The following is a 25,232-nucleotide window of genomic DNA, read 5'->3' as shown; positions in this document are numbered from 1 at the left end:
GCAGCCGTGCGCGGCAGGCAATCAGGAGGTCGAAGCAGGCCGGTATCGGGCTGGCATGGGGGCATGCGCACCGTTGCGGGGGCAGCACAGCTAGGCTCGCGGACGAGCCGTCTGTTTCCCGTTTGAATGCGTCGGCGTGGTCGGCGCGGCGCATACCTGTTTCGTCGCGGACTATAGCACGCGGCTTTTCAGGGCAAGGCCGATAACCTTATGGCCGGATTGGGCAAGGCCATGGCGGCGAGGGGGGGCGGGTCGCGCCAGCGCCGGCCTTTGGGGCCGGATGCTGCGGATGCCGTGGATGTCTGGTTCCGGGCGCGGTCTTCTCCGCGCCTCGGGGATCAGGCGTGCGCGGCGGCGCAGCGGCTGCCGAACAGGGCGTTCAGGATGCGCCGCATGAGACTGGCGTGCGGTTGGGCCACGCGGGCGGCGCGCTCTTCGGCCATCAGGCGTTCGAAGGCCTCATTGACGGGAAAGTTCGAGAAGGGTGCCAACATGGTGCTGTCCTTGGTGCGTACGGCGGTTAGGTATAAACCCTTATGGGGTTTACCCTAGGATACCCGATTTCACGCAAATCACCAAGCAGTCGTCCGAACCTTCGAGCGCCTCTTGCGGATCAGCCACACGGTTGCCGATCGCGCTGCTGAGCATCGCCGCGATGCTTGAGCCATAAAGCGCAGGCGGCCGGAACCGCCATCCGGCGGGCCTGGACGCGGCACGCGACGATACAATGAGACCTTCCCCATTCCTTGCCTGGATCGTCCCGTGACCTATCCCGCCTTGCCCTATCCCGTCGAATCCTATACGCGCGGCGCCGAGTTCGTGCGCCTGCTGGGCCGGCGCATCGTGGTGCTGGACGGGGCGATGGGCACCATGATCCAGCGCTACAAGCTGACCGAGGCCGATTTCCGGGGCGAACGGTTCGCTGATCACGACCGTGATCTGAAAGGCGACAACGAATTGCTTTCCCTGGTGCGGCCCGACGTCATCCGCGAAATTCACCGAAACTACCTCGAAGCCGGGGCCGACGTCGTAGAGACCAATACCTTTGGCGCCACGCGGGTAGCCCAGGGCGACTACGGCCTGCCGGAGCTGGCCTATGAGTTGAACGCGGCCTCGGCGCGGTTGGCCCGCGAGGCGTGCGATGCGGTGGCGACGCCCGATCACCCGCGTTTCGTGGCCGGTGCCATCGGGCCGCAGCCCAAGACGGCCTCCCTGTCGCCGGACGTCAACGATCCCGGGGCGCGCAACGTCACCTTCGAGGAACTGCGCGTCGCCTATACCGAACAGATCAACGGCCTGATCGATGGCGGCGCCGACCTGCTGCTGATCGAGACCATCTTCGATACGCTCAACGCCAAGGCGGCCATCTTCGCCATCGAAACCATTTTCGAGGAGCGCGGCATCCGCCTGCCCGTGATGATCTCGGGTACGGTGACCGATGCGTCCGGACGCATTCTGTCGGGCCAGACGGTCGAGGCCTTCTGGAATTCCGTGCGCCATGCGCGCCCCGTCACCATCGGCCTGAACTGCGCGCTGGGCGCGGCGCTGATGCGCCCCTATGTAGCGGAGCTGTCCAAGATTTGCGATACCTATGTCTGCGTCTATCCGAATGCCGGGCTGCCCAATCCGATGGCGGAAACAGGCTTCGACGAGACCCCTTCCGATACCTCCGGCCTGCTGGAGGAATTCGCCCAGGCCGGGCTGGTGAACGTGGTCGGGGGCTGCTGCGGCACCACGCCCGAGCACATCCGCGCCATTGCCGAAAAAGTCCGCGCCCTGCCGCATCGCCAGCCGCCCGCCATTCCGGTCAAGACCCGGCTGTCGGGCCTGGAGCCGCTGAATTTCGACCGCGATACCTTGTTCATCAACGTGGGCGAACGCACCAACGTCACCGGCAGCAAGATGTTCCTGCGCCTGATCCGCGAGGAGAAGTTCGACGAAGCCCTGTCCGTGGCGCGGCAGCAGGTGGAAAACGGCGCCCAGATCATCGACGTCAACATGGACGAGGGCATGCTCGATGCCCTGGCGATCATGCCGCGTTTCCTGAACCTGCTGGCATCCGAGCCGGACATCTCGCGCGTGCCGGTGATGATCGACAGCTCCAAATGGCCGGTGATCGAGGCCGGCCTGCGTTGCGTGCAGGGCAAGTGCGTGGTCAATTCGATTTCGATGAAGGAGGGCGAGGGCCCCTTCATCGAGCAGGCCAAGCTGTGTCGCAAATACGGCGCGGCGGTGGTGGTCATGGCCTTCGACACCGAGGGCCAGGCCGACAGTCTGCAACGCCGCATCGATATCTGTTCCCGGGCCTACGATATCCTGGTCAATCAGGTGGGTTTCCCGCCCGAGGACATCATTTTCGATCCGAACGTCTTTGCCATTGCCACGGGCCTGGAAGAGCACAACCGCTACGGCCTGGATTTCATCGAAGGCGTGGGCTGGATCACGGACAATCTGCCGCATGCCCGCACCTCCGGCGGCATCTCGAACGTCAGCTTCTCGTTCCGGGGCAACGAGGCCATGCGCGAGGCGATTCACGCCGTCGTGTTGTATCACGCCACCCGGCGCGGCTTGAGCATGGGGATCGTCAACGCCGGCCAATTGGGGGTGTATTCCGAACTCGATCCCAAGGTGCGCGATCTGATCGAAGACGTCGTCTTCAACCGCGAGGAGCCGCTTGGCAGGACCGACCCGGCGGATGAGCGCACCCCCACCGAGCGCCTGGTCGAACTGGCGGATACGCTGCGCGGCTCGGGCAAGAAAAAAGAAGAAGACCTCACCTGGCGCGAAGGCGCGGTGCGCGAACGCCTGACGCATTCGCTGGTGCATGGCATCACCACCTTCATCGTCGAGGATACCGAAGAAGTCCGCCAGGAAATCATGTCGGCGGGCGGCCGGCCCATCGAGGTCATCGAAGGCCCGCTGATGGACGGCATGAACGTGGTGGGCGATCTGTTCGGCTCGGGCAAGATGTTCCTGCCCCAGGTGGTCAAGTCCGCCCGCGTGATGAAGCAGGCCGTCGCGCATCTGCTGCCTTTCATCGAAGAAGAAAAGCGCCGGACGGCCGAGGCCGGCGGCGATGTGCGCTCCAAGGGCAAGCTGGTCATCGCCACCGTCAAGGGCGATGTGCACGACATCGGCAAGAACATCGTCACCGTCGTCCTGCAATGCAATAACTTCGAGGTCGAGAACATGGGCGTGATGGTGCCCTGCGCCAAGATCCTCGAAAAGGCCAAGGAGATTGGCGCCGATATGGTGGGCCTGTCGGGCCTGATCACGCCCAGCCTCGAGGAAATGGCCTACGTGGCCTCTGAAATGCAGCGCGATCCGTACTTCCGCGAACGCAACATCCCGCTGCTGGTGGGCGGCGCCACCACCAGCAAGGTCCACACGGCCGTGAAGATCGCGCCCAACTATGAAGGACCGGTGATCTACGTGCCCGACGCCAGCCGTTCCGTGGGGGTGGCCACCAGCCTGATGTCCGATCAGGCGGAGGCCTACCTGAAGGGCGTCGCCGAGGAATACGAGCTGGTGCGCACGCGCCATGCCAACCGCCAGGCGACGCCGATGCTGACGATCGGGCAGGCGCGGGCGAACAAGCCGGCGATCGACTGGGCGAATTACACGCCGCCCCGTCCGAAGTTCATCGGCCGGCGCGTGTTCAAGCATTACGATCTGAACGAAATCCTGAAATTCCTGGACTGGACGCCGTTCTTCCAGTCCTGGGGTCTGATGGCGCAGTTTCCGGCCATTCTCACCGACAAGGTCGTGGGCGAGGAGGCCAGTAAACTTTACGCGGAAGGCCAGGCCATGATGAAGCGCATCGTCGAAGGCCGCTGGCTGACGGCCAACGGCATCGTCGCCTTCTATCCGGCCAACAGCGTCAACGACGACGACATCGAAATCTACCGCGACGAGACCCGCAGCGAAGTGCTGCTGACCTGGCGCGGAGTGCGCCAGCAGACACAGAAGCGCGACGGCGTGGACAACAAGTGTCTGGCCGACTTCATCGCGCCCAGGGAGTCGGGCGTGACGGACTACATCGGCCTGTTCGCGGTCACGGGCGGGATCGGCATCGAAAAACACGAAAAACAGTTCCAAGACGCCGGGGACGACTATTCCGTCATCATGCTCAAGGCCCTGGCCGACCGCCTGGCCGAAGGCTTCGCCGAGACGCTGCACGCTCGCGTGCGCCGCGACCTGTGGGGCTACGTGCCTGACGAGACCTTGTCCAACGAGGCCATCATCGGCGAGCAATACCAGGGCATTCGCCCGGCTCCCGGCTATCCGGCCTGTCCGGAGCACCTCGTCAAACGGGAAATGTTCGACCTGCTGGACTGCGACGAGATCGGCATGCAGCTCACGGAGGGGTTCGCCATGATGCCGGCCTCCAGCGTGTGCGGCTTCTATCTCAGCCATCCGCAGGCCAAGTATTTCAACGTGGGCAACATCGGCGCCGACCAGGTGGCCGATTATGTGCGCCGTACCGGCCGCGACGAGGAAGACGTGCGCCGCACGCTGGCCAGTACGCTGCGTTGATGCGGACGACGCCCCGCCCCGCCCCCGGAGGCCGCCGTGCCGCGTGATGACGCGGCCCGGCGCCGGGCGCTGGGCGCTTTTCTGCGCAGCACACGGGCGCGCGTGACGCCGGCACAGCATGGTCTGCCGCCCGGCGTGCGGCGTCGCACGCCGGGCCTGCGGCGAGAGGAAATCGCCCATTTGTGCGGCATCAGCACGACTTGGTATACCTGGATCGAGCAGGGGCGCGAGGTGTCCGTATCCGTGGACGTCTGGTGCCGGCTGGCCGACGCCCTGCGCCTGGCGCGCGCCGAACGGCACTACCTGTTCAGCTTGGCCGAATGCGCCGACCCGGAGGCCGGCCGCCTGGACGCGATCGCCCTGCCCGATGGCCTGCAGGACTGCGTCGACAGCATCCGCTGTCCGGCCTACATCCTGGACCAGTCCTGGAACGTGCTGGCCTGCAACGCCCCCTTGCTGCGGGTGTTCGATGGCTGGCCCGCGCGCGGGCAACCCAATCTGCTGCGTTATATCTTTCTTGATCCGGCCGCCCGCACGCTGGTGGTGGATTGGGAAGATCGCGCCAGCCGGGTGGTGGCCGAGTTCCGCGCCGATGTGGCGGCGCTGGCGGGCGAACCCGGCATCAGCGCCCTGGTGGCCGAGCTGCAAGCCGGCAGTTCGCTGTTCGCCCGGGCCTGGACGCGCCAGATTGTGGTGGAACGGGAAGGCGGTTCGCGTGAATTCCAGCACCCCGAGGACGGGTTGCTGCGTTTCCGGCAGTTCACTTTCCGGCTGGCGGTCCGTCCGGATTGCAAGCTGGTGATGCTGTTGAACGAGCCAGGCATTGAATAGCCCCTGCGGGCAATCAGTCCCGGGTGCGCAAAGCGTGGCCCGCGCGCGCAGGCAGGCGCGCAAAGGACAAGGCCGAGGCCGCCACGGTCAGGGCAATGATGGCAAACCCCCACATCACATCGATCCGGTCGGGCGCGATGCCCCCGCGCAGCGCCATGCTGAAATTGAGTGTCATCGCCGCGCAGGCTACGCCCAGGCTGATGCCCAATTGCTGAGCTGTGGCGGCGAAGCTGCTGGCGCGGCTCATCTGGGCGGCATCCAGGTCGGCGTAGGTCAGCGCGTTGACGGCAGTGAACTGCAGTGAACGGAAGAAGCCGCCGACCAGCAGGACCGCCACCATGGCCCAGACCGGCGTATCGGCCCGGAATAGCGCGCAGGCGGCAATAAAGGCCGCCGCGATCAGGGCATTGACAACCAGGACGCGGCGAAAACCGAAGCGGCGCACGATGGGCGTGGCCACGAGCTTCATCAGCATTGCTCCGGCGGCTGAGGTGAAGGTGATCATCCCGGCCGAGAATGCCGACAGGCCGAAGCCCACCTGCAGCAGGATGGCCAGCAGGAAAGGCGAGGCGCCGATGGAGAAGCGGCACAGGTTGCCGCCCAGCACCGAGACGGCGAAGGTGCGGATGCGCAGCAGGCTCAGGTCGATGATGGGATAGGCGGCGTGGCGGGCATGGCGGACGTACAGGACGCCGCAGGCCAGGCCCAGGCCCAGCAGCCCCAGGGTCGGCCCGGCTCCCAGGCCGCCGTGGCCTGCGGCCTCCAGGCAGGTCATGAGCGCCGCCATGGCCACGCTGCTGAGCAGGAAACCGGCCATGTCCAGCCGGGGCCGGCTGTCGGGCACGTCGCGGGCGATCCAGCGCCGCACCATGTAGAGGCCCAGGAGACCCACCGGAATATTGATCAGGAAGATCCAGTGCCAGGAGGCGTAGGTGACCAGAAAACCGCCGACCGGGGGACCGATGACCGGCCCCAGCAAGGCGGGAATGGTCAGAAAGGCCATGGCCTTGAGCAGCTCGGCCTTGGGAATGCGGCGCAGCAGAATGATGCGCCCGACCGGCACCATCATGGCGCCGGCGGCCCCCTGGGCGAGCCGGGCCGCGACCAGTTGGCCCAGGGTGCCGCTGGCCGCGCAGGCGATGGAGCTCAGGGTGAACAGCGCGATGGCGGCGAGGAACACGGTGCGAGCGCCGAACCGGTCCGCCGCCCAGCCGCTGACGGGCACGAAGACTGCAGTGGCCAGCAGATAGGACGTGATGGTGATGTTCATGTGCACCACCGTGGTGCCGAAATCCAGCGCCATGGCGGGCAGTGCGGTGGCGACGACCGTGGAATCCAGCATCTGCATGAACAGCGCGCAGCCGACGATGAAGGGAATCATCCGGATTTCGCGGGGCGAGACGGCGGGCGGTGCGGGAGCGCGGGGCTGGGATTCGGGCATGGGTGGGCTGGAGAAGGCCGAGTGCAGTAAACTTGGGGCCCATCGGTCATGGAGATCGGCTACGGCACTATTATGGCAAACAACCACACCTCGGAATTGACCCAATTCCTGAATCAGTACAAGACTGAGCACCCCGATACTGAAGCGCGCCAGTTCGCCGGCCGCGCCCGCCTTTGGGACAAAGAATTGGATCCTGAACTGCAGGAAGGTTTCCGGGCGGCCCGCGTGCCCCAGGATCCCTACGTTTATTACCAGAAGGCCTGACCGGGCCCCATGTCGTCCCAGCCGCCCGCTCCCGGGCTGGACGCCCTGATGGCGCCTGTGGAAGACAGTACGCCCGACGTGATTGATCACGTCGCTCTGGCGCGCCTGTACGGCGAACCGCTGTTCGCCATTCCCCAGGATCTCTACATTCCACCCGATGCGCTCGAAGTCTTCCTGGAAGCCTTCGAGGGGCCGCTGGACCTGCTGCTCTATCTGATCCGCAAGCAGAATTTCAACGTGCTCGACATCCCCATGGCCGAGGTCACCGCCCAGTACCTGGCCTACGTCGAGCAGGTGCGGCAGTCCAACCTGGAGTTGGCGGGCGAGTACCTGCTGATGGCGGCGATGCTCATCGAGATCAAGTCGCGCATGCTGCTGCCCGTGCGCCAGTCCGACAGCGGCGAGGAGCCTGAGGATCCGCGCGCCGAACTGGTGCGCCGCCTGCTGGAATACGAGCGCATGAAGCTGGCGGCCCGGCGGCTGGATGAGATGCCGCGCGCGGGGCGTGATTTCCTGGTGGCGCATGCGACGGCCGATTTCGAAGTCTTGCGCGCGTTGCCGGAAGTGTCGCCCGACGATCTGCGCGAAGCCTGGGACGCGATCCTGCACCGGGCGCGCCTGAATGCCAGTCATCGCATCACCCGGGAGCAACTGTCCGTGCGCGACCATATGAGCCACATCCTGCGCCGCCTGTCGGATGTGCGCTTCATGGAGTTCACCGAGCTGTTTCTGGAGCGCGTGCGCCTGGGCGAACCCGCCGCCGTCATCGTGGTCCACTTTCTGGCGCTGCTGGAACTGGCACGCGAATCCCTGCTGGAAATCACCCAGGCGGCGCCTTACGCGCCGCTGTATGTCAGACTGTCCTATACGCGCTCGGCCTGAGCCCGCGCGCCGGAGATCCCCCCCCGTGAAAGTCGTTCATTCCATCGAGGCGTTGCGCGATCAGTTGCGCGGCCAGTTGCGCGTGGCCTTCGTGCCCACCATGGGCAATCTGCATGCCGCGCACCTGTCGCTGATGCGGCTGGCGCGCCAGCACGGCGATCCCGTGGTGGCCAGCATCTTCGTCAACCGGCTGCAGTTCGGCCCGAACGAGGACTTCGACCGCTATCCCCGCACGCTGGCCGAAGACATCGAGAAGCTCGAAGCCGAGCGCGACGTCTATGTGCTGTTCGCGCCGGACGAACGAGAGTTGTATCCGGAGCCGCAGAATTTCCGCATCCAGCCCGGCGAGTCCCTGGGCAATATCCTGGAGGGCGAGTTCCGGCCTGATTTCTTCATGGGTGTCAGCACCGTGGTGCTGAAGCTGTTCTCTTGCGTCCAGCCGCGTGTGGCCGTATTCGGCAAGAAAGATTACCAGCAGTTGATGGTGGTGCGCGCCATGTGCCGCCAGTTTCAACTGCCGGTCGAAATCCTGGCCCATGAAACCGTCCGCGACGCCGACGGTCTGGCCCTGTCCTCGCGCAATCGCTACCTTAGCGCCCAGGAGCGCGCCGAGGCGCCCAATCTGTACGGCCTCCTGCAGCGCGTGCGCGACGAAGTCCAGGGCGGACGCACGGATGCCGCGATGGCGGAGGGGCAGGCGATGCAGACTCTGCGCGATCGCGGCTGGGATCCCGATTACGTCGCCGTGCGCCGGCAGCGCGACCTGCAGCCGCCCACGGCCCAGGAAATCCGCGATGGCGAGCCCCTGGTCGTGCTGACGGCCGCTCGACTGGGCGCCACACGCCTGATCGACAATCTGGAGTTTTAGGCCGCTGCAAGCTGTCAGAACTGACAGGTGCGCAGCCTGGCCGGGTCGTGCAGAATTCCCCTGAATACAAACCAAAAACGGGGGAGCCATCCATGCTGGAAAGCGATTCGATCCGGGAATGTCCTTGCAGCCAGGAAACGCCGTTGAGCCGCCTGACGCTGCGCGAGCGGGAAGTGACCGCCTACCTGACGCGGGGGCGGTCCAATAAATACATTGCCGTAGAACTCGGAGTCACGCAGCGCACGATCGAAGCCCATCGTGCGCGGATATTTCAGAAACTGCGCGTACGCAATGCGGTCGAACTGACCCGTTATTGCCTGTCCAGGCGCGCGGGACCGGACGAGCCCGATGCCGGCTCGGGCAGTTCGGGGCCGCCTGCCGGAGGCGCCGTCCAGGCGTCCGGGCTCATTGCGCGCAGGCTTCGGCCGGTGATGCCGCCAGCTCCTGGATGGGGTCGATGTCCGCCTGGCGGGTCAGGCGCGATTCCAGCAGAGGGGCCTGGCCGTTCAACTGCGCCAGCCGCAAGACGTTCGCCTGGATGAATTCCAGTGTGGCATGGGCCCGGTCGCCGGCTTGCAGCACGATCCGCACCGGATCGGTCGAGACCAGATGCCAGCAGCCCATCGAGGCGGTGGCGGCTGCGCCGTCCAGAGGGGCGCTGCGGGCACGCCATTGGCCGTCCGGTGCGAGGGTCACGGTCATGCGCCGCGGCGGGCAGGCTTGTTGCCCTGCGGGGCAGGCGATGGTGCCCAGATAGGTGCGGGTTTCGGCCAGCGCCTGGGGCGTTCCGCCGGCGCTGGCCGGCGTGGCCTCCTGGCCTGGCGCGGCTTGTGCCGCACCGTCGTCCGGCGCCGCCTTTTTCTGGCTGTCGGCGCCGAATCCGAATTGCAACTGCGCAGGGGCGACCGTACCGGCATCGCCGTGGGCGCGATGCCGGGCGTCGGACACCGTGTCGCCGCGCGGGACATCATAGAAGCCGGGTTCGCGCTGCTGGGCGCAGGCGGCCAGCAGGGCCAGCAGCCCCAGGCTGAACAGGCGGATAAGGGTATGGGAAAGGGCGCGCGGCATGGTCGTGACGGACAAGGTCGTGAAGCCGCCATTCTACGCATTTGCGGGGGGCTTGGCGATGGGATGCGGGGCAATGGCCGGCTGGCCGGGCGGCATATGGCAAGGATTGCCGGCGCTGGCGGACGCCGTGCACGGTCTGTCCGGATGGGTCGCCTGGGGCGTGACCGTCGCGGCGGGAGCAGGCGCAGGCTCGCTGCTGGGGCGCTGGTCTCTGGCCTATGCGGACCGCCTGGCGGGCGGTGCGCCGGCCACGGCGCGCACGCTCTGGGGCGCCGCCGCAGAGTCCGCCGCACGCCCGTGGCAGCCGGCGCGGGATACGGCGATGGCGGCGGTGCTCGGCCTGGTGGCGGGCCTGCTGGCCGCCGGTGCCGGCCCGGGCCCCGGGCTGGTGCCCCTGGCGCTTGCCGTGGCGGCGCTGGGCTGGATCGATGCGCGCAGCGGCCTCCTGCCGGATGCGATCACCTTGCCGCTGATGGCGGCCGGCTGGCTGCTGGGCGTCCAGGGCTTCGCGGATGCCGTGGTCGCCTGCGCGCTGATGGGGTCGGGCCTGGCCGGCGCCGCCTGCTTGTATCGCCGTGTGCGAGGGCGGGATGGCTTTGGCGGCGGCGATGTGAAATGCATGGCGGCATTGGCGGGCTGGCTGGGGCTGGAAGCCGCCGTCGGCATCCTCTGGCTGGCCTGCGTGCTGGGCGTGGCGGCCAGCCTGGTCCGGCGCGGCGGCCGGCTGCGGCCGTATCCCTTCGGGCCTTGCATCGCCCTGGCGGCGGGGGCGTGGATGCTGGGATGCCCCTGAGGTGCGGTACATTCATGGTTTCAAGTCATCGTGCGGGGATGCCATGTTTTCCATCGGCCTGACCGGCGGTATCGGCTCGGGGAAATCCATGGTGGCCGACTGGCTGGCCGAATGGGGGGCTGCGGTCATCGACACCGACCGGATTGCCCACGACCTGACGGCGCCGGGCGGCGCCGCGATCGAACCCGTGCGCGCGGCATTCGGCGCGCAGGCGATCACGCCCGAGGGCGCGTTGAACCGCAACTGGATGCGCGAACGCGTCTTCGCCGATCCGGATGCGCGGCGGCAACTGGAATCCGTGCTTCATCCCTTGATCGATCAGGCCGTGCGCGCGCAGGCCGAACGGGCCCAAGGGCCTTATGTGGTCTTTGTGGTGCCGCTGCTGGTCGAATCGGGCCGTTGGCGAGACCGGGTGGATCGCATCTGCGTGGTCGACTGCGATCCCGAGACTCAGGTCCGCCGGGTGCAGGCGCGCAGCGGGCTGACGCGCGACACCATTGGGCGTATCATGTCCGCTCAGGCGTCCAGAGCGGATCGCTTGGCGGCGGCCGACGACGTGATCGTCAACGATGAATCGACCGATCCGGGCGCGCTGCGCCGGCGCGCGTTCCAGCAACACCAGCGCTGGTGCGCCCGCGCCGCCCAGTCGACGGATGGGCGCATCACTCATGGATAGGGCCTTTTGCGCGTGATTCTGTACGAGTATCCCTGCAATGAACGTGTACGCACCCTGCTGAGGGTCGAATACCTATTCGACCGCCTGTTCTTCTTCGCCAGAGGCGAGGATGCCCATTGCCACCAGATCGCCATGGCCACGCTGTTCGATCTGCTGGACATCTGCGAACGTGCCGACGTCCGCACGGCCGTGCTCCAGGACATGGACCGCCATCGCTCCGCCTTGGCGGCGCTGCGCGAACATCCTGGTGTGGACGGCGTCACGCTGGACAAGCTCCTCGGGGAAATCCAGGCAGTGTCCGCAGCGCTCGCCGGCCAGGGCCGCATCGGCCAGGGCCTGCGCGACAATGAATGGCTCGCCAGCCTGCGCGGGCGGATCACGATGCCGGGCGGATCCTCGCCCGTGGACATGCCTTCCTATTATTCCTGGCAACTGAAGCCGGCGCAGACGCGCGTCTCCGATCTGCACGGCTGGATCGAGCCGTTGATGCCGCTGCACCGGGCCATGGCCCTGATCCTGCAGATGCTGCGCGACGCCGGCGACGCCCAGGACCAGATGGCCGGCCAGGGCGCCTACCAGGAAATGCTGGGTGGCAAATCCTTCCAGTTGCTGCGTGTCTGGGTCGATCCTGACCTGGGCGTCTTTCCGGAAGTCAGCGCCAACAAATACGTGATCTGGGTGCGTTTCTCGACCCAGGACAACGAGCTCAAGCCCCAGCCGGTTGGTCGCGACGTTGCGTTCCGCCTTGCCCGCTGCAATCTGTAGGACCTCTCATGATCAACGCAACGACGCGTCTTCGTGGCACGCGCCGCATCATCCTGGCGTGGGCGGCGGCCTGCGCGCTGGCGGCTTTTGCTCTGTGGTATTTCTGGCCAAGCGACAGGGCTGCGCCGGGAGGGCGGGGATTCCGGATGAGCGGACAGGCGACGCCGGTGTCCGTCACGCAGGCCGAGATGGGCCGGATCGACCGTGTCTTGCGGGCACTGGGTACCGTGACGCCGTTGGCGACCGTCACGATCCGCGCGCGCGTGGACGGCCCGTTGCAGGCCTTGAATTTCGCCGACGGCCAGGCCGTGCGGGCGGGCGACGTGCTGGCGGTGATCGATCCTCAGCCCTTTCGCATCCAGCTCGACCAGGCGCTGGGACTGCAGATGCAGCATGCCGCCCAATTGGAGCAGGCGCGCCGCGATCTGGCGCGCTACGAGCAATTGTTCAAGCAGGATTCGGTCGCCCGCCAGCAATTGGACACCGCGCGCGCGCTGGTGCGCCAGTATCAGGGGCAGGCGAAATCAGACCAGGCGGCGGTGGCCGATGCGCGCTTGCAACTGGGCTACACCGAGATTCGCGCCCCCGTCGACGGACGCCTGGGCCTGCGCAAGGTCGATGTGGGCAATATGATCCGCTCTTCCGATGCCGACGGTCTGGTGGTGCTGACGCAAAGCCGGCCGATCGATGTGGTGTTCTCCATCCCCCAGACACGCCTTCAGGTCTTGCTGGAAGCGCGCCAGACCGAACCGGACCTGGAGGTGCGCCTGTTCAGCGATGCTGCCGGAACGATGCTGGCCGTCGGCACCCTGGTGGCGGTGGACAACCAGATCGACGTGGCAACCGGCACGGTCCGGCTCAAGGCCCGGTTCGACAATGCCGATGAATCCCTGTTTCCCAACCAGTTTGTCCAGGTCCGTCTGCGCCTGGGCGCGCAAGACGGGGTGACGTTGCCCTTGCGGGCGGTGCAGCGCGGCTCGCAGGGCGAATATGTCTATCGGGTGGCTGCCGACAACGAAGCGCACGTGGTGCCGGTTGTGACCGGCGTGGATGACGGCGAGCGCGTGGTGATCGAATCCGGCTTGCAGGCGGGCGACACGGTGGTGATCGAGGGCACGGATCGGCTGCGCGAGGGCAGCGTCGTGGAAATCATTCAGCCCGATGCGGCAGGCGGCGGGTCCGGCGCCGATCCAGCCGCCGCCGAGGCCGCCGGCCAGTCGCGGGCCGGATCGGCGGGGGCACGCCAGGGTGTGGGCGGGAGCCCCGCCTCGTGAGCCTGTCGCGGTTGTTCATTCTGCGACCGGTCGCCACGACTCTGGCGATGGTTGCACTGGCGCTGTCAGGCCTGCTGGCTTATCGCGAATTGCCGGTGTCGGCGCTGCCCCAGGTCGATTTTCCCACCATCCAGGTCACCACCTTATATCCAGGCGCCGGGCCGGAGGTCATGACCGCGCTGGTGACCTCGCCGCTGGAGCGCCAGTTCGGCCAGATGCCGGGCTTGGCGCAGATGCTGTCTTCCAGTTCAGGCGGTTTGTCGCGCATCACCTTGCGTTTCGACCTAGGCCTGCCGCTGGACGTGGCCGAGCAGGAAGTGCAGGCGGCCATCAACGCAGCCTCGAATTTGCTGCCTCCGGACATGCCCTCGCCGCCGACTTATCGCAAGATCAATCCGGCCGACGCGCCGGTGATGACGCTGGCGGTGACGTCTCCCACGCTGCCGCTGCCCCTGGTGCGCGACCTGATCGAGGTGCGGGTGGCGCAGAAGCTGTCCCAGATCAGTGGCGTCGGGCTGGTCAGCGTGGCCGGGGGCCAGCGGCCGGCCGTGCGCATCCAGGTCGATCCCCAGGCGCTGGCCGCGCACCGGCTGACGCTGGCCGACGTGCGCCGGGTCGTGACCCAGGCCAACGTCAACCAGCCCAAGGGCAACCTGGACGGGCCGCAGCGTTCGATCACCATCAGCGTCAACGACCAGCTCAAGGATCCGGCCGAGTATGCACGGTTGATCCTGGCCTATGAGAACGGTGCGCCGCTGCGTCTGGGCGACGTGGCGCAGGTGCGCCGCGCGGCGGAAAACCGCGACCAGGCTGCCTGGTTCGGCCGCACGCCGGCCATTCTGTTGAACATCCAGCGCCAGCCCGGCGCCAACGTCATCGAAGTGGTGGATCGTGTCCAGGCCCTGCTGCCCGGTTTGCGGGCGATGCTGCCGACCGGCGTGGAGCTGCAGGTGGCCTCGGACCGGACGCGTACGATCCGGGATTCGGTGGCCCATGTGCAAGTCGAGATGCTGCTGGCCATCATTCTGGTGGTGGCGGTGACCTTCGTGTTCTTGCGCACCTGGCGGGCCACCCTGATTCCCGGCGTCGTTGTGCCGCTGTCCCTGGTCGGGACGTTCGGCCTGATGGCGTTGCTGGGCTTCAGCATCAACAATCTGACCCTGATGGCCCTCACCATCGCCACGGGATTCGTGGTAGATGACGCCATCGTCATGGTGGAGAACATCGCCCGCCGCATCGAGGCGGGGGAAAACGCCATGACGGCCGCGCTGCGCGGATCCAGGCAGATCGGCTTCACCCTGGTGTCGCTGACCTTGTCGCTGATCGCGGTGCTGATCCCCCTGCTGTTCATGGGCGATGTGGTGGGGCGGCTGTTCCGCGAGTTCGCCGTCACCCTGGCCGTCGCCATCCTGCTGTCGCTGCTCATCTCCCTCACGCTCACGCCCATGATGTGCGCCCGCATGCTGCGCTCCGAACACGGTGGTCAGGCGGAGCCTGCGCGGCGTGGGGGCCATATCTCCTGGATGAACCGACTGATCGCCGCCTACGACCGGGGGTTGCGCTGGGTCCTGGCGCACCAGCGGGCGACCCTGTGGGCGGTCGTGGCGACGCTGCTCGTCACGGCGGGCCTGTATGCCGCCATCCCCAAGGGTTTTTTTCCGCAGCAGGATACGGGGGCCGTGCAGGCCATCACCCAGGGGCCGCAGTCGGCTTCGTTCCAGGTCATGAGCCGCCTGCAGCAGCAGGCGGTCGAGCAGGTGCTGGCCGATCCGGCCGTGGCGACGGTGGCTTCCTTCATCGGCATCGATGGCGACAATACGACGCTGAACACCGGGCGCCTGCAGATTACGCTCAAGCCGTTGGCCGAGCGCGGTGAACGGACGGACGCCGTGATCGATCGGCTGCAGGCGGCCTTGCAGCCGATCGTGGGCCTGGAGGCCTGGCTGCAGCCGGTGCAGGAGCTCTCCGTCGAGGACCAGGTCAGCCGCGGCCAGTTCCAGATGACGCTGTCCAGTCCGGATGAAGCCGCCCTGGCGCGCTGGACGCCCCGGCTGATCGATGCGCTGCGCGCGTTGCCGGGGTTGCGCGATGTGGCCGGGGACCTGCAGGACCGGGGCCTGGCGCTGGCCGTGACGGTGAATCGCGATGCGGCGGCGCGTTTGGGCGTCACCCAGACGGCCATCGACGACGCACTCTACGATGCTTTCGGCCAGCGGCTGATTTCCACGATCTATACGCAGTCGGCCCAGTACCGGGTGGTGCTGGAGGCCGATGCGGGCCTGCTCGACGGCGGCCCCGCCGCGCTGGAGCTTCTGCACGTGCCGACGGCCTCGGGCGGGGTGACGCCGCTGTCCAGCGTGGCGAGTTTCGAACCCGGTCTGGCGCGCCTGGCCGTGCAGCGCCTGGACCAGTTCCCGGCCGTCACCGTCTCGTTCAGCCTGGCGCCGGGCACCGCTCTGTCCGGTGCTGTGCAGGCCATTGCATCGGCGCGCGCGGCGCTGGGCATGCCGGATTCCATCGAAGTCCGCTTTCAGGGGGCGGCCCGGGCCTTTCAGGCTTCCTTGTCGAGCACGCTGTGGCTGTTGCTGGCGGCCGTGGTGACCATGTACATCGTGTTGGGGGTGCTGTACGAAAGCCTGATCCATCCGGTCACCATTCTGTCCACGCTGCCTTCGGCGGCCATCGGGGCGCTGCTGGCGTTGTGGCTGGGCGGCGCGCACCTGGACATGATCGGCGTGATCGGCATCATCCTGCTGATCGGCATCGTCAAGAAAAACGCCATCCTGATGATTGACTTCGCCCTGGATGCCCAGCGCGAACGCGGCCTGGGGCCCCAGGCCGCGATCCACGAGGCCGCGCTGCTGCGGTTTCGCCCCATTCTGATGACGACCCTGGCCGCTTTTTTTGGCGCCATCCCACTCATGCTGGCCTCGGGCTCGGGGGCGGAACTGCGCCAGCCGCTGGGCCTGGCCATGGTAGGCGGGCTGCTGTGCAGCCAGGTGTTGACGCTGTTCACCACGCCCGTGATCTACCTGTTGTTTGAACGGCTGGGGCGCCGGCGTGCGGCAGGTCGCTGACATGCGGTTCTTTGCTCTGTTCTTGCGGCGGCCGGTGGGCACATCCCTGCTGTGTCTGGCGCTGGCTTTGACCGGGGCGCTGGCGTTGCGCTTCTTGCCGGTGGCTCCATTGCCACAGGTGGATCTCCCGATGATTACGGTCTCGGCCTCGCTGCCGGGTGCCAGCCCCGAGACCATGGCCTCCAGCGTGGCCATGCCCCTGGAACAGTCGCTGGGCGCGATCGCGGGACTGGACAGCATGAATTCGCGCAGCAGCGAAGGCCGGACCACGATTATTCTGGTGTTCGAGCTCGACCGCGACATCAACAGCGCGGCGCGCGATGTCCAGGCGGCCATCAACGCCGCGCGGCCCATGCTGCCCTCTGGCATGCGCGGCAACCCCACCTATCACAAGGTGAATTCTTCGTCGTCGCCCATCATGACGCTGGCGCTGACTTCGGATACTGCGACGCGCGGGGAGCTCTACGACCTGGCTTCCACCGTGCTGGCGCAGAAATTGGCGCAGGTGAAGGGGGTTGGGCAGGTGACACTGGGGGGCAGTTCGCTGCCCGCCGTGCGCGTCCTGGTCGATCCGCGCGCGCTGGAGTCGATGGGAATTCCGTTGGACCGCATACGTCAGGTGCTGCAAGACGTGAATGCGCTGCGCCCCGGCGGGCAGGTGCGCCGCGGCGACACTCAATGGCAGATCCGCCCTAGCGATCAGTTACGCACGGCAGCAGACTATGCCCGCTTGATCGTGGAATGGCGCGATGGCCGCCCGGTGCGGCTGAGCGATGTCGCGCGTCTCGAAGATTCGGTCGAGGACATCAACCAGGTCGGCTATTTCAATGACCGCCCCGCCGTTCTGCTGCTCATCCGCCGCCAGGCCGATGCCAACATCATCGAGACTGTCGATGCCATCCGTGCGTTGCTGCCGGAATTCCAGGCGCTGCTGCCGAAGCAGGCGCGCCTGACTGTGGCTCAGGACCGTACGCCCAGTATCCGGGCCTCGCTGCGCGAGGCCGAACTGTCCCTGGTGCTGTCGGTCGTGCTGGTCGTGGCCGTGGTGCTGGCCTTCCTGGGCAACTGGCGCGCCGCCCTGATCCCGGCCGTGGCCGTGCCGGTCTCGCTGATCAGTACTTTCAGCGCGATGTGGTGGTTCGGCTTCACCCTCAATACGATTTCCCTGATGGCTTTGATCGTGGCCACCGGCTTCGTCGTGGACGACGCCATCGTGGTGCTGGAAAACATCATGCGCCACATCGAGCGCGGCATGCGTCCGGCGCGGGCCGCCCTGAGCGGCGTGGCCGAGGTCGGCTTTACAGTGCTGGCCATGAGCGTGTCTCTGATCGTGGTATTCAGCCCCCTGTGGCTGGTGGGCGGCCTGGTGGGGCGGCTGTTCAAGGAATTTGCCGTCACCCTGTCGGTGGCCATCGCCGTATCGCTGCTGGTGTCGGTGACACTGACGCCGGTCATGGCGGCGCGCCTGCTGCGCGCGCCAGCCGGGCACGAGGCGCCGCCCGGCGGCCTTCTGCGGCGCGGGCTGCGGCGCTTCGGCCGGGCAAGCGAGGCCGCCTACCAACGGTCGCTGCGCTGGTCGCTGGATCACGGGCGCCTCGTGCTGCTGATGCTCCTGGCGACGGTGGGCTTGAACGTCTACCTGTACGCCAGCATTCCCAAGGGGTTCTTCCCGCAGCAGGATACGGGCCAATTGATGGGCTTTTTCAGGGTCGATACCGGGACGTCCTTCGGTGAGACTCAGGTCCGGCTCGATGCTTTCCGCCGCGTGTTGCTGGCCGACCCGGCTGTGGAGACCGTCACCGCCTACGCCGGCGGGCGGGGCGGCAGCAATTCCAGCTTTGTCCAAGTGGAGCTCAAGCCCTTGAGCGAGCGCAGCGCCAGCGCCGCCGAGGTCGTCGACCGGCTGCGGCCCCGGTTCGAGCATACGCCCGGCGCACGCATGTTCCTGGTGCCTCAGCAGGACATCTTCGTGGGCCATTCTTCGCGGGCGGGCTCTTATTCCTACGTGCTGATGGGCAGCGACCTGGCCTTGCTGGGCCAGTGGCTGCCGCGCGTGCGCGACGCACTGGCCGCGCTGCCCGAACTGGTCGATGTGGACGACGACGTCGAGAACAAGGGCCGCCGGGTGGAACTGGTCGTCGACCGGGACGCCGCCCGGCGCCTGGGGGTGCAGATGACGGATCTGGCGGGGGTGCTGAACAACGCCTTCAGTCAACGGCAGGCGGCCGTGCTGTACGGCGCTTTGAACCAGTATCACGTCGTCATGGCCGTGCAGCCGCACTATGCCCGCGACCTGCATTCCCTGCGGGCTCTCCAGGTGCTCAATGCCGACGGCGAGCGCGTTCCCCTGACGGCCTTTACCCGCATCACCGAGGGTTCCGCGCCTCGCTCGGTGAATCATGAGGGTCTGCTGGCGGCCGATTCCGTGTCCTTCGGGCTGGCGCCGGGGGTCTCCCTGGACCAGGCTTTGTCGGCCATCGACCGGGCCGTGGCGCGCATAGGGCTACCGTCGCAGGAACTGCAGGGGGGGCTGGACCAAAGCGCCGGCATGATGCGCGATGCGGTGGCGCAGCAGCCCTGGATGCTGGCGGCGGCGCTGGTGGCCATGTATCTGGTGCTGGGCATGCTGTACGAAAGCACCATCCATCCAATCACGATCCTGTCCACCTTGCCATCGGCCGGTGTGGGCGCCCTGCTGGCCTTGAGGTTGGTGGGGATGGAGTTCACCCTGATCGCGTTGATCGGTGTGCTTCTGCTGATCGGCATCGTCAAGAAAAACGCCATCATGATGGTGGATTTCGCTTTGCAGGCGCAGCATCGCGAGGGTCTGGATCCCCGTGAGGCCATCTATCGCGCCTGCCTGGCGCGCCTGCGCCCCATCCTGATGACTACGCTGTCGGCCATGCTGGGCGCGTTGCCGCTGCTGCTGGCCACGGGGGCGGGGGTGGAGATGCGTCAACCTCTGGGGCTGACGATCGTCGGCGGCCTGTTGGTCAGCCAGGTGCTCACGCTCTACACTACGCCCGTCGTCTATCTGAGTCTGGATCGTCTGCGCCGCAACCGCCGGCGCGTGCCTCCAGCGCCGCAACAGGAACCCACCCCCCATGTTTGATCGCGCGCCCCCGCATGTCATCGCGGATGCCGCTTCGCCGCCCGCATCCGTCCGCCGCGCGGCACGGGGGCTGCTGGTTGTTATCACGGTGCTGGCCTTGTCGGCCTGTGCCGTCGGCCCCGATTACCGGCGCCCTGCACAGGATGTCGGAACCGCTTACGCCCATGCGCCGGAAGGCCGCTGGATTCCGGCCGATACGCCACCGCGCGACCTGCCCGCCGATTGGTGGACGCTGTACGGCGATGGCGTCCTGAACGATCTGATGGCGCGCATGTCGCAGGGCAATCTGGACCTGGCCCGGGCCGAAGCGCAGTATCGGGAGGCCCGTGCCGCGCTGGATTCCGCCCGCGCGGGCTTGTTTCCGACGGTGGGCGCATCGGGTTCCATGACCCGCTCCGGGCAGGGTGCGCCCCAGGCGGGCGGCCCCTCCGATACCTACAATCTGTCGGCCACCGCCAGTTGGGAAGTCGATCTGTGGGGCCGCGTGCGGCGCGGCGTCGAGGCGGCCCGCGCCGGCGAGCAGGCCGGCGCCGCCGACCTGGGCGCCATGCGCCTGAGCCTGCGGTCCACTCTGGCGCAAGCCTATTTCGGCGTGCGCGCCAGCCAGTTGCAGGATGCCCTGCTGGCCCGCACACTGGATGAATACGCACGCGCGCTGGAGATGACGCGCAACCGCCTGGCGGCGGGCGTGGCGTCTTCCGCCGATGTGGCCGCGGCCTCCGCGCAGTTGGATCAGACACGCGCCCAGCGCATCCGCCTGGGCTGGCAGCGCGCGCAGCAGATTCACGCCATTGCCGTATTGCTGGGCGAGGTGCCGGCCGGGTTCCGCCTGGCCGGCGATGCCGGCTTGCCGGCGGTGCCCGGTGTGCCGGTGGGCGTGCCCTCGGCCCTGCTGCTGCGCCGGCCCGACGTGGCGGGCGCAGAGCGCCGGGTGGCGCAGGCCAATGCCCGCATCGGCGTGGCGCAGGCCGCCTGGTTCCCCGACCTGACCCTGAGCGCCCAGGGCGGCTATCGGGCGGCGGAATTCGCGTCGTGGATCATGACGCCTGCGCGCTTCTGGACGCTGGGGCCGACCCTGGCCTTGAGCCTGTTCGACGGCGGTGCGCGGGCCGCCGCCGTGGCTTCCGCCCGAGCGGCCTACGACGCCCAGGCAGCCGCCTACCGCAAGACCGTTCTGGACGCCTTGCGCGAAGTCGAAGATGCCCTGGTGCAGTCGCAGGCCCTGGCCGAGGAGCAGGCGGCCCGGGACCGGGCGCTGGCGGCTGCCCGTGAAAGCCTGCGTCAGGTCAGCAACCAGTACCGGGCCGGCCTGGTGGATTACCTGAGCGTGGTCCAGGCCCAGACCAGCGCCTTGAGCGCCGAGCAAGCCTCATTGGACGTGCGCGCCGAGCGCTTGAAGGCCTCCACGCAATTGATCGCCGCCCTGGGTGGCGGCTACGCGCTCAACTGACCAGCCGGCCCCGGACCGCCGCGATCCCGTGCGCGCCGTGTCGGCGCGCCGCCTCCTGCGTATCCAGCGATTGGCCGCCGATGGCGAAGACCGGACGGCCGGCGGCGTCGGCCAGGGTGCGGAACCGCTCCCAGCCCAGGGCCGGGAGGCCGGGGTGGCTGCTGGTGTCGAGCGCATGCCCCAGCACCACGAAATCGGCTTGCAACTGGCGTGCGCATTCGATGTCCTGCGCCGTGTGGGCCGATACCCCCAGCCAGCCCGGCGGCCGTGTGTCGTCCTGGAGGATGCGCGCCGCATCGGCCGCGCGCAATTGCACTCCGTCGGCCTCGGACCACCAGGCGGCGGGGTGGGCGCTATTGACCAGGCATCGGGCGCCGTGCTGGCGGCACAGGGCGAGCACGGCAAGAAAGGCTTCGCGCAGCGAGGCCGGGTCGCCTTGCCAGGTCGGCTCGCGGAACTGCACCAGTTGCAGGCCGCGCAGCAGTTCCTGGCGTAGATCGGACAGCCAGTCGGCCAGCCGGTCGGGGTGGCCGATCTTGCTGAGACGGTAGTGTGTGGGCAGGCGCAGCCAGCGCAGCGGCGGCGCGGCGGCCGGCAGCAGCGAACCGCCGCCCGGGCCGATGGGGTGTTCGGACTCGTCCAGGCGAATTTCCCAGGGATCGACCCAGTCCAGCGCTTGGTCCTCGCGGCCATGGGGCTCGCCTTCCCAGGCAGTCACCTGGCAGAAGGCCAGTTCAACGATGGTCTTGGGATACTCATGCACATGCACGACCCAGGGGTAGACGCGCGTGGCGCGGATGCCGAGTTCCTCGTCCAGTTCGCGCACCAGGGCCTGCTCGACAGTCTCACCGGCTTCGATCTTGCCGCCGGGAAATTCCCACCAGCCGGGCCAGGCCTTGCCTTCGGGGCGTTGGCCCAGCAGCAGCCGGCCCCGGGAATCGATGATCAGGCCGGCGGCCACGCGGATGTAGGGCTTGGATTCAGTCATGGCGGATCGGACCCGGTATCGAACAAGAACCCACGCGCAGCGCCTTCGGCGCGCTGCTGTCGGTGGGAGTGCTGGGTGCGCCGGGGCTGCCCGGCGGCAAGAAACGGACGGACGGAATGGCGTCAGACATGGTGTGCCGCCCAGTCGCGCGCGAATTGCCGGGCGACACGTCCGGAGCGGGAGCCGCGCTCCAGTGCCCATTGCAGCGCTTCGGCACGCGCGTCGAGGACCTGGGCATCGCTGCAGCCGTGGGCCCGCAGCCAATGGCCGACGATGTCCAGGTAGTCGTCCTGGGTGAAGGGGTAGAACGACAGCCAGAGGCCGAAGCGTTCCGACAGCGAGATTTTTTCCTCAACAGTCTCCCCCGGATGGATTTCGCCATCGGGCTGGTGCCGGGCTTCGAGGTTCTCGTGCATGTATTCCGGCATCAGGTGGCGCCGGTTCGAGGTGGCGTAGATCAGCAGATTGTCGCCCGGCGAAGCCACTGAGCCGTCCAGGGCCGATTTGAGGGCCTTGTAGCCGGCCTCGCCTTCCTCGAAGGAAAGGTCGTCGCAGAACACGATGTAGCGTTCCGGGCGGTCGTGGATGAGTTCGATGACCTGGCCCAGGTCGCCGAGATCCGATTTGTCGATTTCGATCAGGCGCAGGCCGCGGCCGGCATGCGCGTCGAGCAGCGCGCGCACCAGCGAGCTTTTGCCCGTGCCGCGCGCGCCGGTCATCAGGACGTTGTTGGCCGGTTTGCCGCCCAGGAAGGCCAGCGTATTGCGTTCAAGGACGGCTTTTTGCCGATCGACGTGCCGCAGGTCGTCCAGGCTGATGGGGGCAATGCGGCGGACGGCTTCGAGCCAGCCGCGCGTGCCCCGGCGCTGCCAGCGGTAGGCATGGGCAGTCCAGTCGATGGCGGGCGGGGCGGGGGGCAGCCAGGCTTCGAGCTGCGCCAGCACGCCCATCGCCCGGTTCATGAGTGCCTGCAACTGGGGGTCGGCCACTGAATTCTCCTGATCATGATCCGGAAAGTATAATCTGGCTCTTTGCGGCCGCTTTCGTGCGGGCGCCCATCAGCATCCGGGTCTGTCTTGAACTTCTCAGAACTGTTCGCCCCCATCGTGTCCGACATGCAGGCAGTCGACGCCGTCATCCGCGCCCGCCTGGATTCCGAGGTCGTCCTCATTCGCACCATCGGTGATTACATCGTCGGCGCCGGCGGCAAGCGGATGCGTCCGGCCATGGTGCTGCTGGTGGCGGGGGCGCTGGGCTACCGGGGCGACAACCATCACCGCCTTGCGGCCGTGGTGGAATTCATCCACACCGCCACCTTGTTGCACGACGACGTGGTCGATGAATCCGACATGCGCCGCGGCCGCGAGACGGCCAATGCCGTGTTCGGCAATGCCGCCAGCGTGCTGGTGGGCGATTATCTGTATTCCCGCTCGTTCGAAATGATGGTCGAATCCGATTCCATGGCCGCCATGGCGGTGCTGTCGGCCGCGACCACCATCATCGCCGAGGGCGAAGTCCTGCAGTTGCTGAACGTGCACGACCCCGATGTGTCGTTGGATCGCTACCTGCAGGTCGTGCGCTACAAGACCGCGAAGCTCTTCGAGGCGGCCGCCCAGGTGGGCGCCATCATTTCCGGCGCCACGCCCGGCCAGGAAGACGCCGCCGCCGCCTACGGCCGGCACATTGGCACCGCCTTCCAACTGATCGACGATGTGCTTGATTACAGCGGCGACGTCCAGGCCCTGGGCAAGAACGTGGGCGACGACCTGCGCGAGGGCAAACCTACACTGCCGCTGATCCGGGTGTTGGAAACCGGCACGCCCGAGCAGCGCGACCTGATCCGTACCGCCATCGAGACCGGCGACGCCGACTTCGAGGCCGTGGCGCGGGCGATCCATGCCACCGATGCCCTGGATTACACCCGGCAGGCTGCGCGGGTCGAAGCCGGGCTCGCCCGCGAGGCGCTGTCCGCCTTCCCGGATTCCGTTTATCGGGAAACTCTGCTAAAATTCTGTGCTTTCGCGGTCGAGCGCGACCGTTGAAGTTTTCCCGCTGGCGGGTGCAACCTGGTTTATTGCCGGGCTTGCGTGCCTGCCGAAGCAGCACCGTCGGGGTGTAGCTCAGCCTGGTAGAGTACTACGTTCGGGACGTAGGAGTCGCATGTTCGAATCATGTCACCCCGACCATTTCTTCTTTCTCCCTCCCCCTTCTTCCGAGCCCAGGCTTCATGCGGTTTCGCATCAGCCCTGGACAAGATCCGGCCGCACGGTCAAAAAAGCCCGCCCCTGTCATGAGGCGGGCTTTGAACTTGTGCGGCAAGGCCTGGCCGGCCATTGCCGCAAAGGCTCCGCCGCTTGATCCGCGGCGCGCCCACAGTCCGGAGCAGACAGGAACCTTACTTGTCGGCGCTTTGCTCTTCCTTGTCTTGCTTATCCTGGCTGGATTCTGAGTCTTGGTCGGACATCTTTGGGGCTTTCCAGTTAAGCGGCGGCGCGACGATATCCTTCCAGGCGACACGTTTAGGTGTTGACATGGTGTTCTCCCAAAGCAATGTGGCAGCACACTGTGCGCCGCCACGATCGCTGTATAAAATATCAGTATTATTATATTATGTCAAATAAACGAGGCGACGGAGCGGTGTGCCGCCCATCGGGCCATGACGCCATGGGCTCATGTTGCCGCGTTGATCCGTGCTTCGTTTTCCGCCCAAATCCGCTTGGTTTGGAAACGCGGGCCAACCCCGGGCCCGGTCACGGCGAAGTTTCAGCGCCCGTGAGTTGATCGAGCTGATCGATCAGCCGCGTCAGCAGATCCGCGAGTTGCGACGCTTCCGTGGCCGTGAATCCGGCCAGGGCCTGGCGATTGCCTTCGTACAGCGTCGCGATGGCTGCGGGCAGGCGTTCCCGCGCGGCGCGCGTCAGTACGATCCGGCTGCTTCGGCCGTCCGACGGATCGCGTGTCCGTTGAATCAGGCCATCCCGTTCCATGCGGGCCAGCATTTGCGCCATCGGCGGCTGCCCGATTCTGGCAAATCGCGCCAAGTCGCGCTGGGTATGGGCCTTCCCGTCGCGCAGCGCCACCAGCACGGGCAAATGCCCGACGCCGAAACCAAGCGGCTTGAGACGGGATTCGCTCAGACGCGCAAAGCCCCGGGCGGCGAGGCTGATCAGATGTCCTGGCGTGGAAAGCACCTCGTCGGCCATATCG

At 67.0% G+C, this 25,232-nt stretch carries 19 protein-coding genes, 1 tRNA gene, 1 pseudogene and 1 riboswitch; of the genes and pseudogenes, 15 read left to right on the top strand and 6 right to left on the bottom strand.

What is annotated here, in order from left to right:
• Positions 1-19: 19 nt before the first annotated feature.
• Positions 20-175: riboswitch (cobalamin riboswitch) on the bottom strand.
• A 163-nt stretch (positions 176-338) separates the two neighbouring features.
• Positions 339-494: a hypothetical protein gene (locus ABRZ00_RS03450; RefSeq protein ID WP_343838140.1), complete on the bottom strand. Its 156-nt coding sequence runs from the start codon at positions 492-494 to the stop codon at positions 339-341.
• Positions 495-762: 268 nt separating this feature from the next.
• Here ABRZ00_RS03450 and metH point away from each other — a divergent pair, with 268 nt between their 5' ends.
• Positions 763-4,536, top strand: coding sequence for a methionine synthase (gene metH, locus ABRZ00_RS03445; RefSeq protein ID WP_368641116.1), 3,774 nt, complete (start codon positions 763-765; stop codon positions 4,534-4,536).
• Between the two features lie 36 nt (positions 4,537-4,572).
• Complete coding sequence (locus tag ABRZ00_RS03440; protein ID WP_368641117.1) at positions 4,573-5,367, top strand: helix-turn-helix transcriptional regulator; 795 nt, start codon at positions 4,573-4,575, stop codon at positions 5,365-5,367.
• A gap of 13 nt (positions 5,368-5,380) precedes the next feature.
• On the opposite strand, the gene ABRZ00_RS03435 is transcribed toward ABRZ00_RS03440, so the two are convergent.
• Positions 5,381-6,808 carry a DHA2 family efflux MFS transporter permease subunit gene (locus ABRZ00_RS03435; protein ID WP_368644438.1) on the bottom strand — a complete coding sequence of 476 codons (1,428 nt, stop codon included), beginning with the start codon at positions 6,806-6,808 and terminating at the stop codon, positions 5,381-5,383.
• Positions 6,809-6,880: 72 nt separating this feature from the next.
• On the opposite strand from ABRZ00_RS03435, the gene ABRZ00_RS03430 reads away from it, so the two are divergent.
• From ABRZ00_RS03430 to ABRZ00_RS03415, 4 genes and pseudogenes are all read left to right on the top strand, one after another.
• Positions 6,881-7,072: a DUF3460 family protein gene (locus ABRZ00_RS03430; RefSeq protein WP_343838404.1), complete on the top strand. Its 192-nt coding sequence runs from the start codon at positions 6,881-6,883 to the stop codon at positions 7,070-7,072.
• Positions 7,073-7,081: 9 nt separating this feature from the next.
• Positions 7,082-7,954, top strand: coding sequence for a ScpA family protein (locus ABRZ00_RS03425; protein ID WP_368647830.1), 873 nt, complete (start codon positions 7,082-7,084; stop codon positions 7,952-7,954).
• A gap of 25 nt (positions 7,955-7,979) precedes the next feature.
• On the top strand, positions 7,980-8,822 hold the full coding sequence (gene panC, locus ABRZ00_RS03420; RefSeq protein ID WP_368641120.1) for a pantoate--beta-alanine ligase: 843 nt from the start codon (positions 7,980-7,982) through the stop codon (positions 8,820-8,822).
• Between the two features lie 92 nt (positions 8,823-8,914).
• Positions 8,915-9,124 (top strand): annotated as a pseudogene (locus tag ABRZ00_RS03415) (LuxR C-terminal-related transcriptional regulator); the annotation flags it as partial.
• A 103-nt stretch (positions 9,125-9,227) separates the two neighbouring features.
• Here ABRZ00_RS03415 and ABRZ00_RS03410 read toward each other — a convergent pair.
• On the bottom strand, positions 9,228-9,905 hold the full coding sequence (locus ABRZ00_RS03410) for a hypothetical protein (RefSeq protein WP_368641121.1): 678 nt from the start codon (positions 9,903-9,905) through the stop codon (positions 9,228-9,230).
• 58 nt (positions 9,906-9,963) lie between these two features.
• On the opposite strand from ABRZ00_RS03410, the gene ABRZ00_RS03405 reads away from it, so the two are divergent.
• From ABRZ00_RS03405 to ABRZ00_RS03375, 7 genes are read left to right on the top strand one after another with little or no spacing between them, the layout of a single operon-like run.
• Complete coding sequence (locus ABRZ00_RS03405) at positions 9,964-10,683, top strand: prepilin peptidase (protein WP_368641122.1); 720 nt, start codon at positions 9,964-9,966, stop codon at positions 10,681-10,683.
• A gap of 43 nt (positions 10,684-10,726) precedes the next feature.
• Complete coding sequence (coaE, locus tag ABRZ00_RS03400) at positions 10,727-11,359, top strand: dephospho-CoA kinase (RefSeq protein WP_368641123.1); 633 nt, start codon at positions 10,727-10,729, stop codon at positions 11,357-11,359.
• 12 nt (positions 11,360-11,371) lie between these two features.
• Positions 11,372-12,124, top strand: coding sequence for a cell division protein ZapD (gene zapD, locus ABRZ00_RS03395; protein ID WP_368642797.1), 753 nt, complete (start codon positions 11,372-11,374; stop codon positions 12,122-12,124).
• A gap of 8 nt (positions 12,125-12,132) precedes the next feature.
• Entirely contained in the window at positions 12,133-13,398 is a 1,266-nt protein-coding gene (locus tag ABRZ00_RS03390) for an efflux RND transporter periplasmic adaptor subunit (RefSeq protein WP_368641124.1), read from the top strand.
• A complete protein-coding gene (locus ABRZ00_RS03385) occupies positions 13,395-16,475 on the top strand; it encodes an efflux RND transporter permease subunit (protein ID WP_368647829.1) in 3,081 nt (1,026 codons plus the stop codon). Before ABRZ00_RS03390 ends, ABRZ00_RS03385 begins: the two co-directional genes overlap by 4 nt.
• A gap of 1 nt (position 16,476) precedes the next feature.
• Positions 16,477-19,587 (top strand): efflux RND transporter permease subunit, encoded by a 3,111-nt coding sequence (locus tag ABRZ00_RS03380; RefSeq protein WP_368641126.1) that lies wholly within the window; start codon positions 16,477-16,479, stop codon positions 19,585-19,587.
• Positions 19,580-21,037, top strand: coding sequence for an efflux transporter outer membrane subunit (locus tag ABRZ00_RS03375; RefSeq protein WP_368647828.1), 1,458 nt, complete (start codon positions 19,580-19,582; stop codon positions 21,035-21,037). Before ABRZ00_RS03380 ends, ABRZ00_RS03375 begins: the two co-directional genes overlap by 8 nt.
• Here ABRZ00_RS03375 and ABRZ00_RS03370 read toward each other — a convergent pair.
• The gene (locus tag ABRZ00_RS03370; protein ID WP_368641128.1) at positions 21,030-22,025 is read right to left on the bottom strand and encodes a Nudix family hydrolase; all 996 of its coding nucleotides are present in this window, start codon (positions 22,023-22,025) and stop codon (positions 21,030-21,032) included. The genes ABRZ00_RS03375 and ABRZ00_RS03370 overlap by 8 nt on opposite strands.
• Positions 22,026-22,147: 122 nt before the next feature.
• Positions 22,148-22,987 (bottom strand): ATP-binding protein, encoded by an 840-nt coding sequence (locus ABRZ00_RS03365; protein WP_368642798.1) that lies wholly within the window; start codon positions 22,985-22,987, stop codon positions 22,148-22,150.
• 114 nt (positions 22,988-23,101) lie between these two features.
• Between ABRZ00_RS03365 and ispB the strand changes: the two genes are divergently transcribed.
• Positions 23,102-24,067 (top strand): octaprenyl diphosphate synthase, encoded by a 966-nt coding sequence (ispB, locus tag ABRZ00_RS03360; RefSeq protein WP_368647827.1) that lies wholly within the window; start codon positions 23,102-23,104, stop codon positions 24,065-24,067.
• Positions 24,068-24,134: 67 nt separating this feature from the next.
• Positions 24,135-24,211 (top strand) — tRNA-Pro (locus ABRZ00_RS03355).
• Positions 24,212-24,775: 564 nt separating this feature from the next.
• On the opposite strand, the gene ABRZ00_RS03350 is transcribed toward ABRZ00_RS03355, so the two are convergent.
• Positions 24,776-25,228, bottom strand: coding sequence for a MarR family winged helix-turn-helix transcriptional regulator (locus tag ABRZ00_RS03350; RefSeq protein ID WP_368644433.1), 453 nt, complete (start codon positions 25,226-25,228; stop codon positions 24,776-24,778).
• Positions 25,229-25,232: the final 4 nt, after the last annotated feature.

The organism is Castellaniella ginsengisoli (assembly GCF_040955415.1).
In the GTDB taxonomy this organism is placed as follows: Bacteria; Pseudomonadota; Gammaproteobacteria; order Burkholderiales; family Burkholderiaceae_B; genus Castellaniella; species Castellaniella ginsengisoli.
The sequence above is the reverse complement of the archived record's forward strand: the minus strand, read 5'-3'. Positions and strand labels throughout refer to the sequence as shown.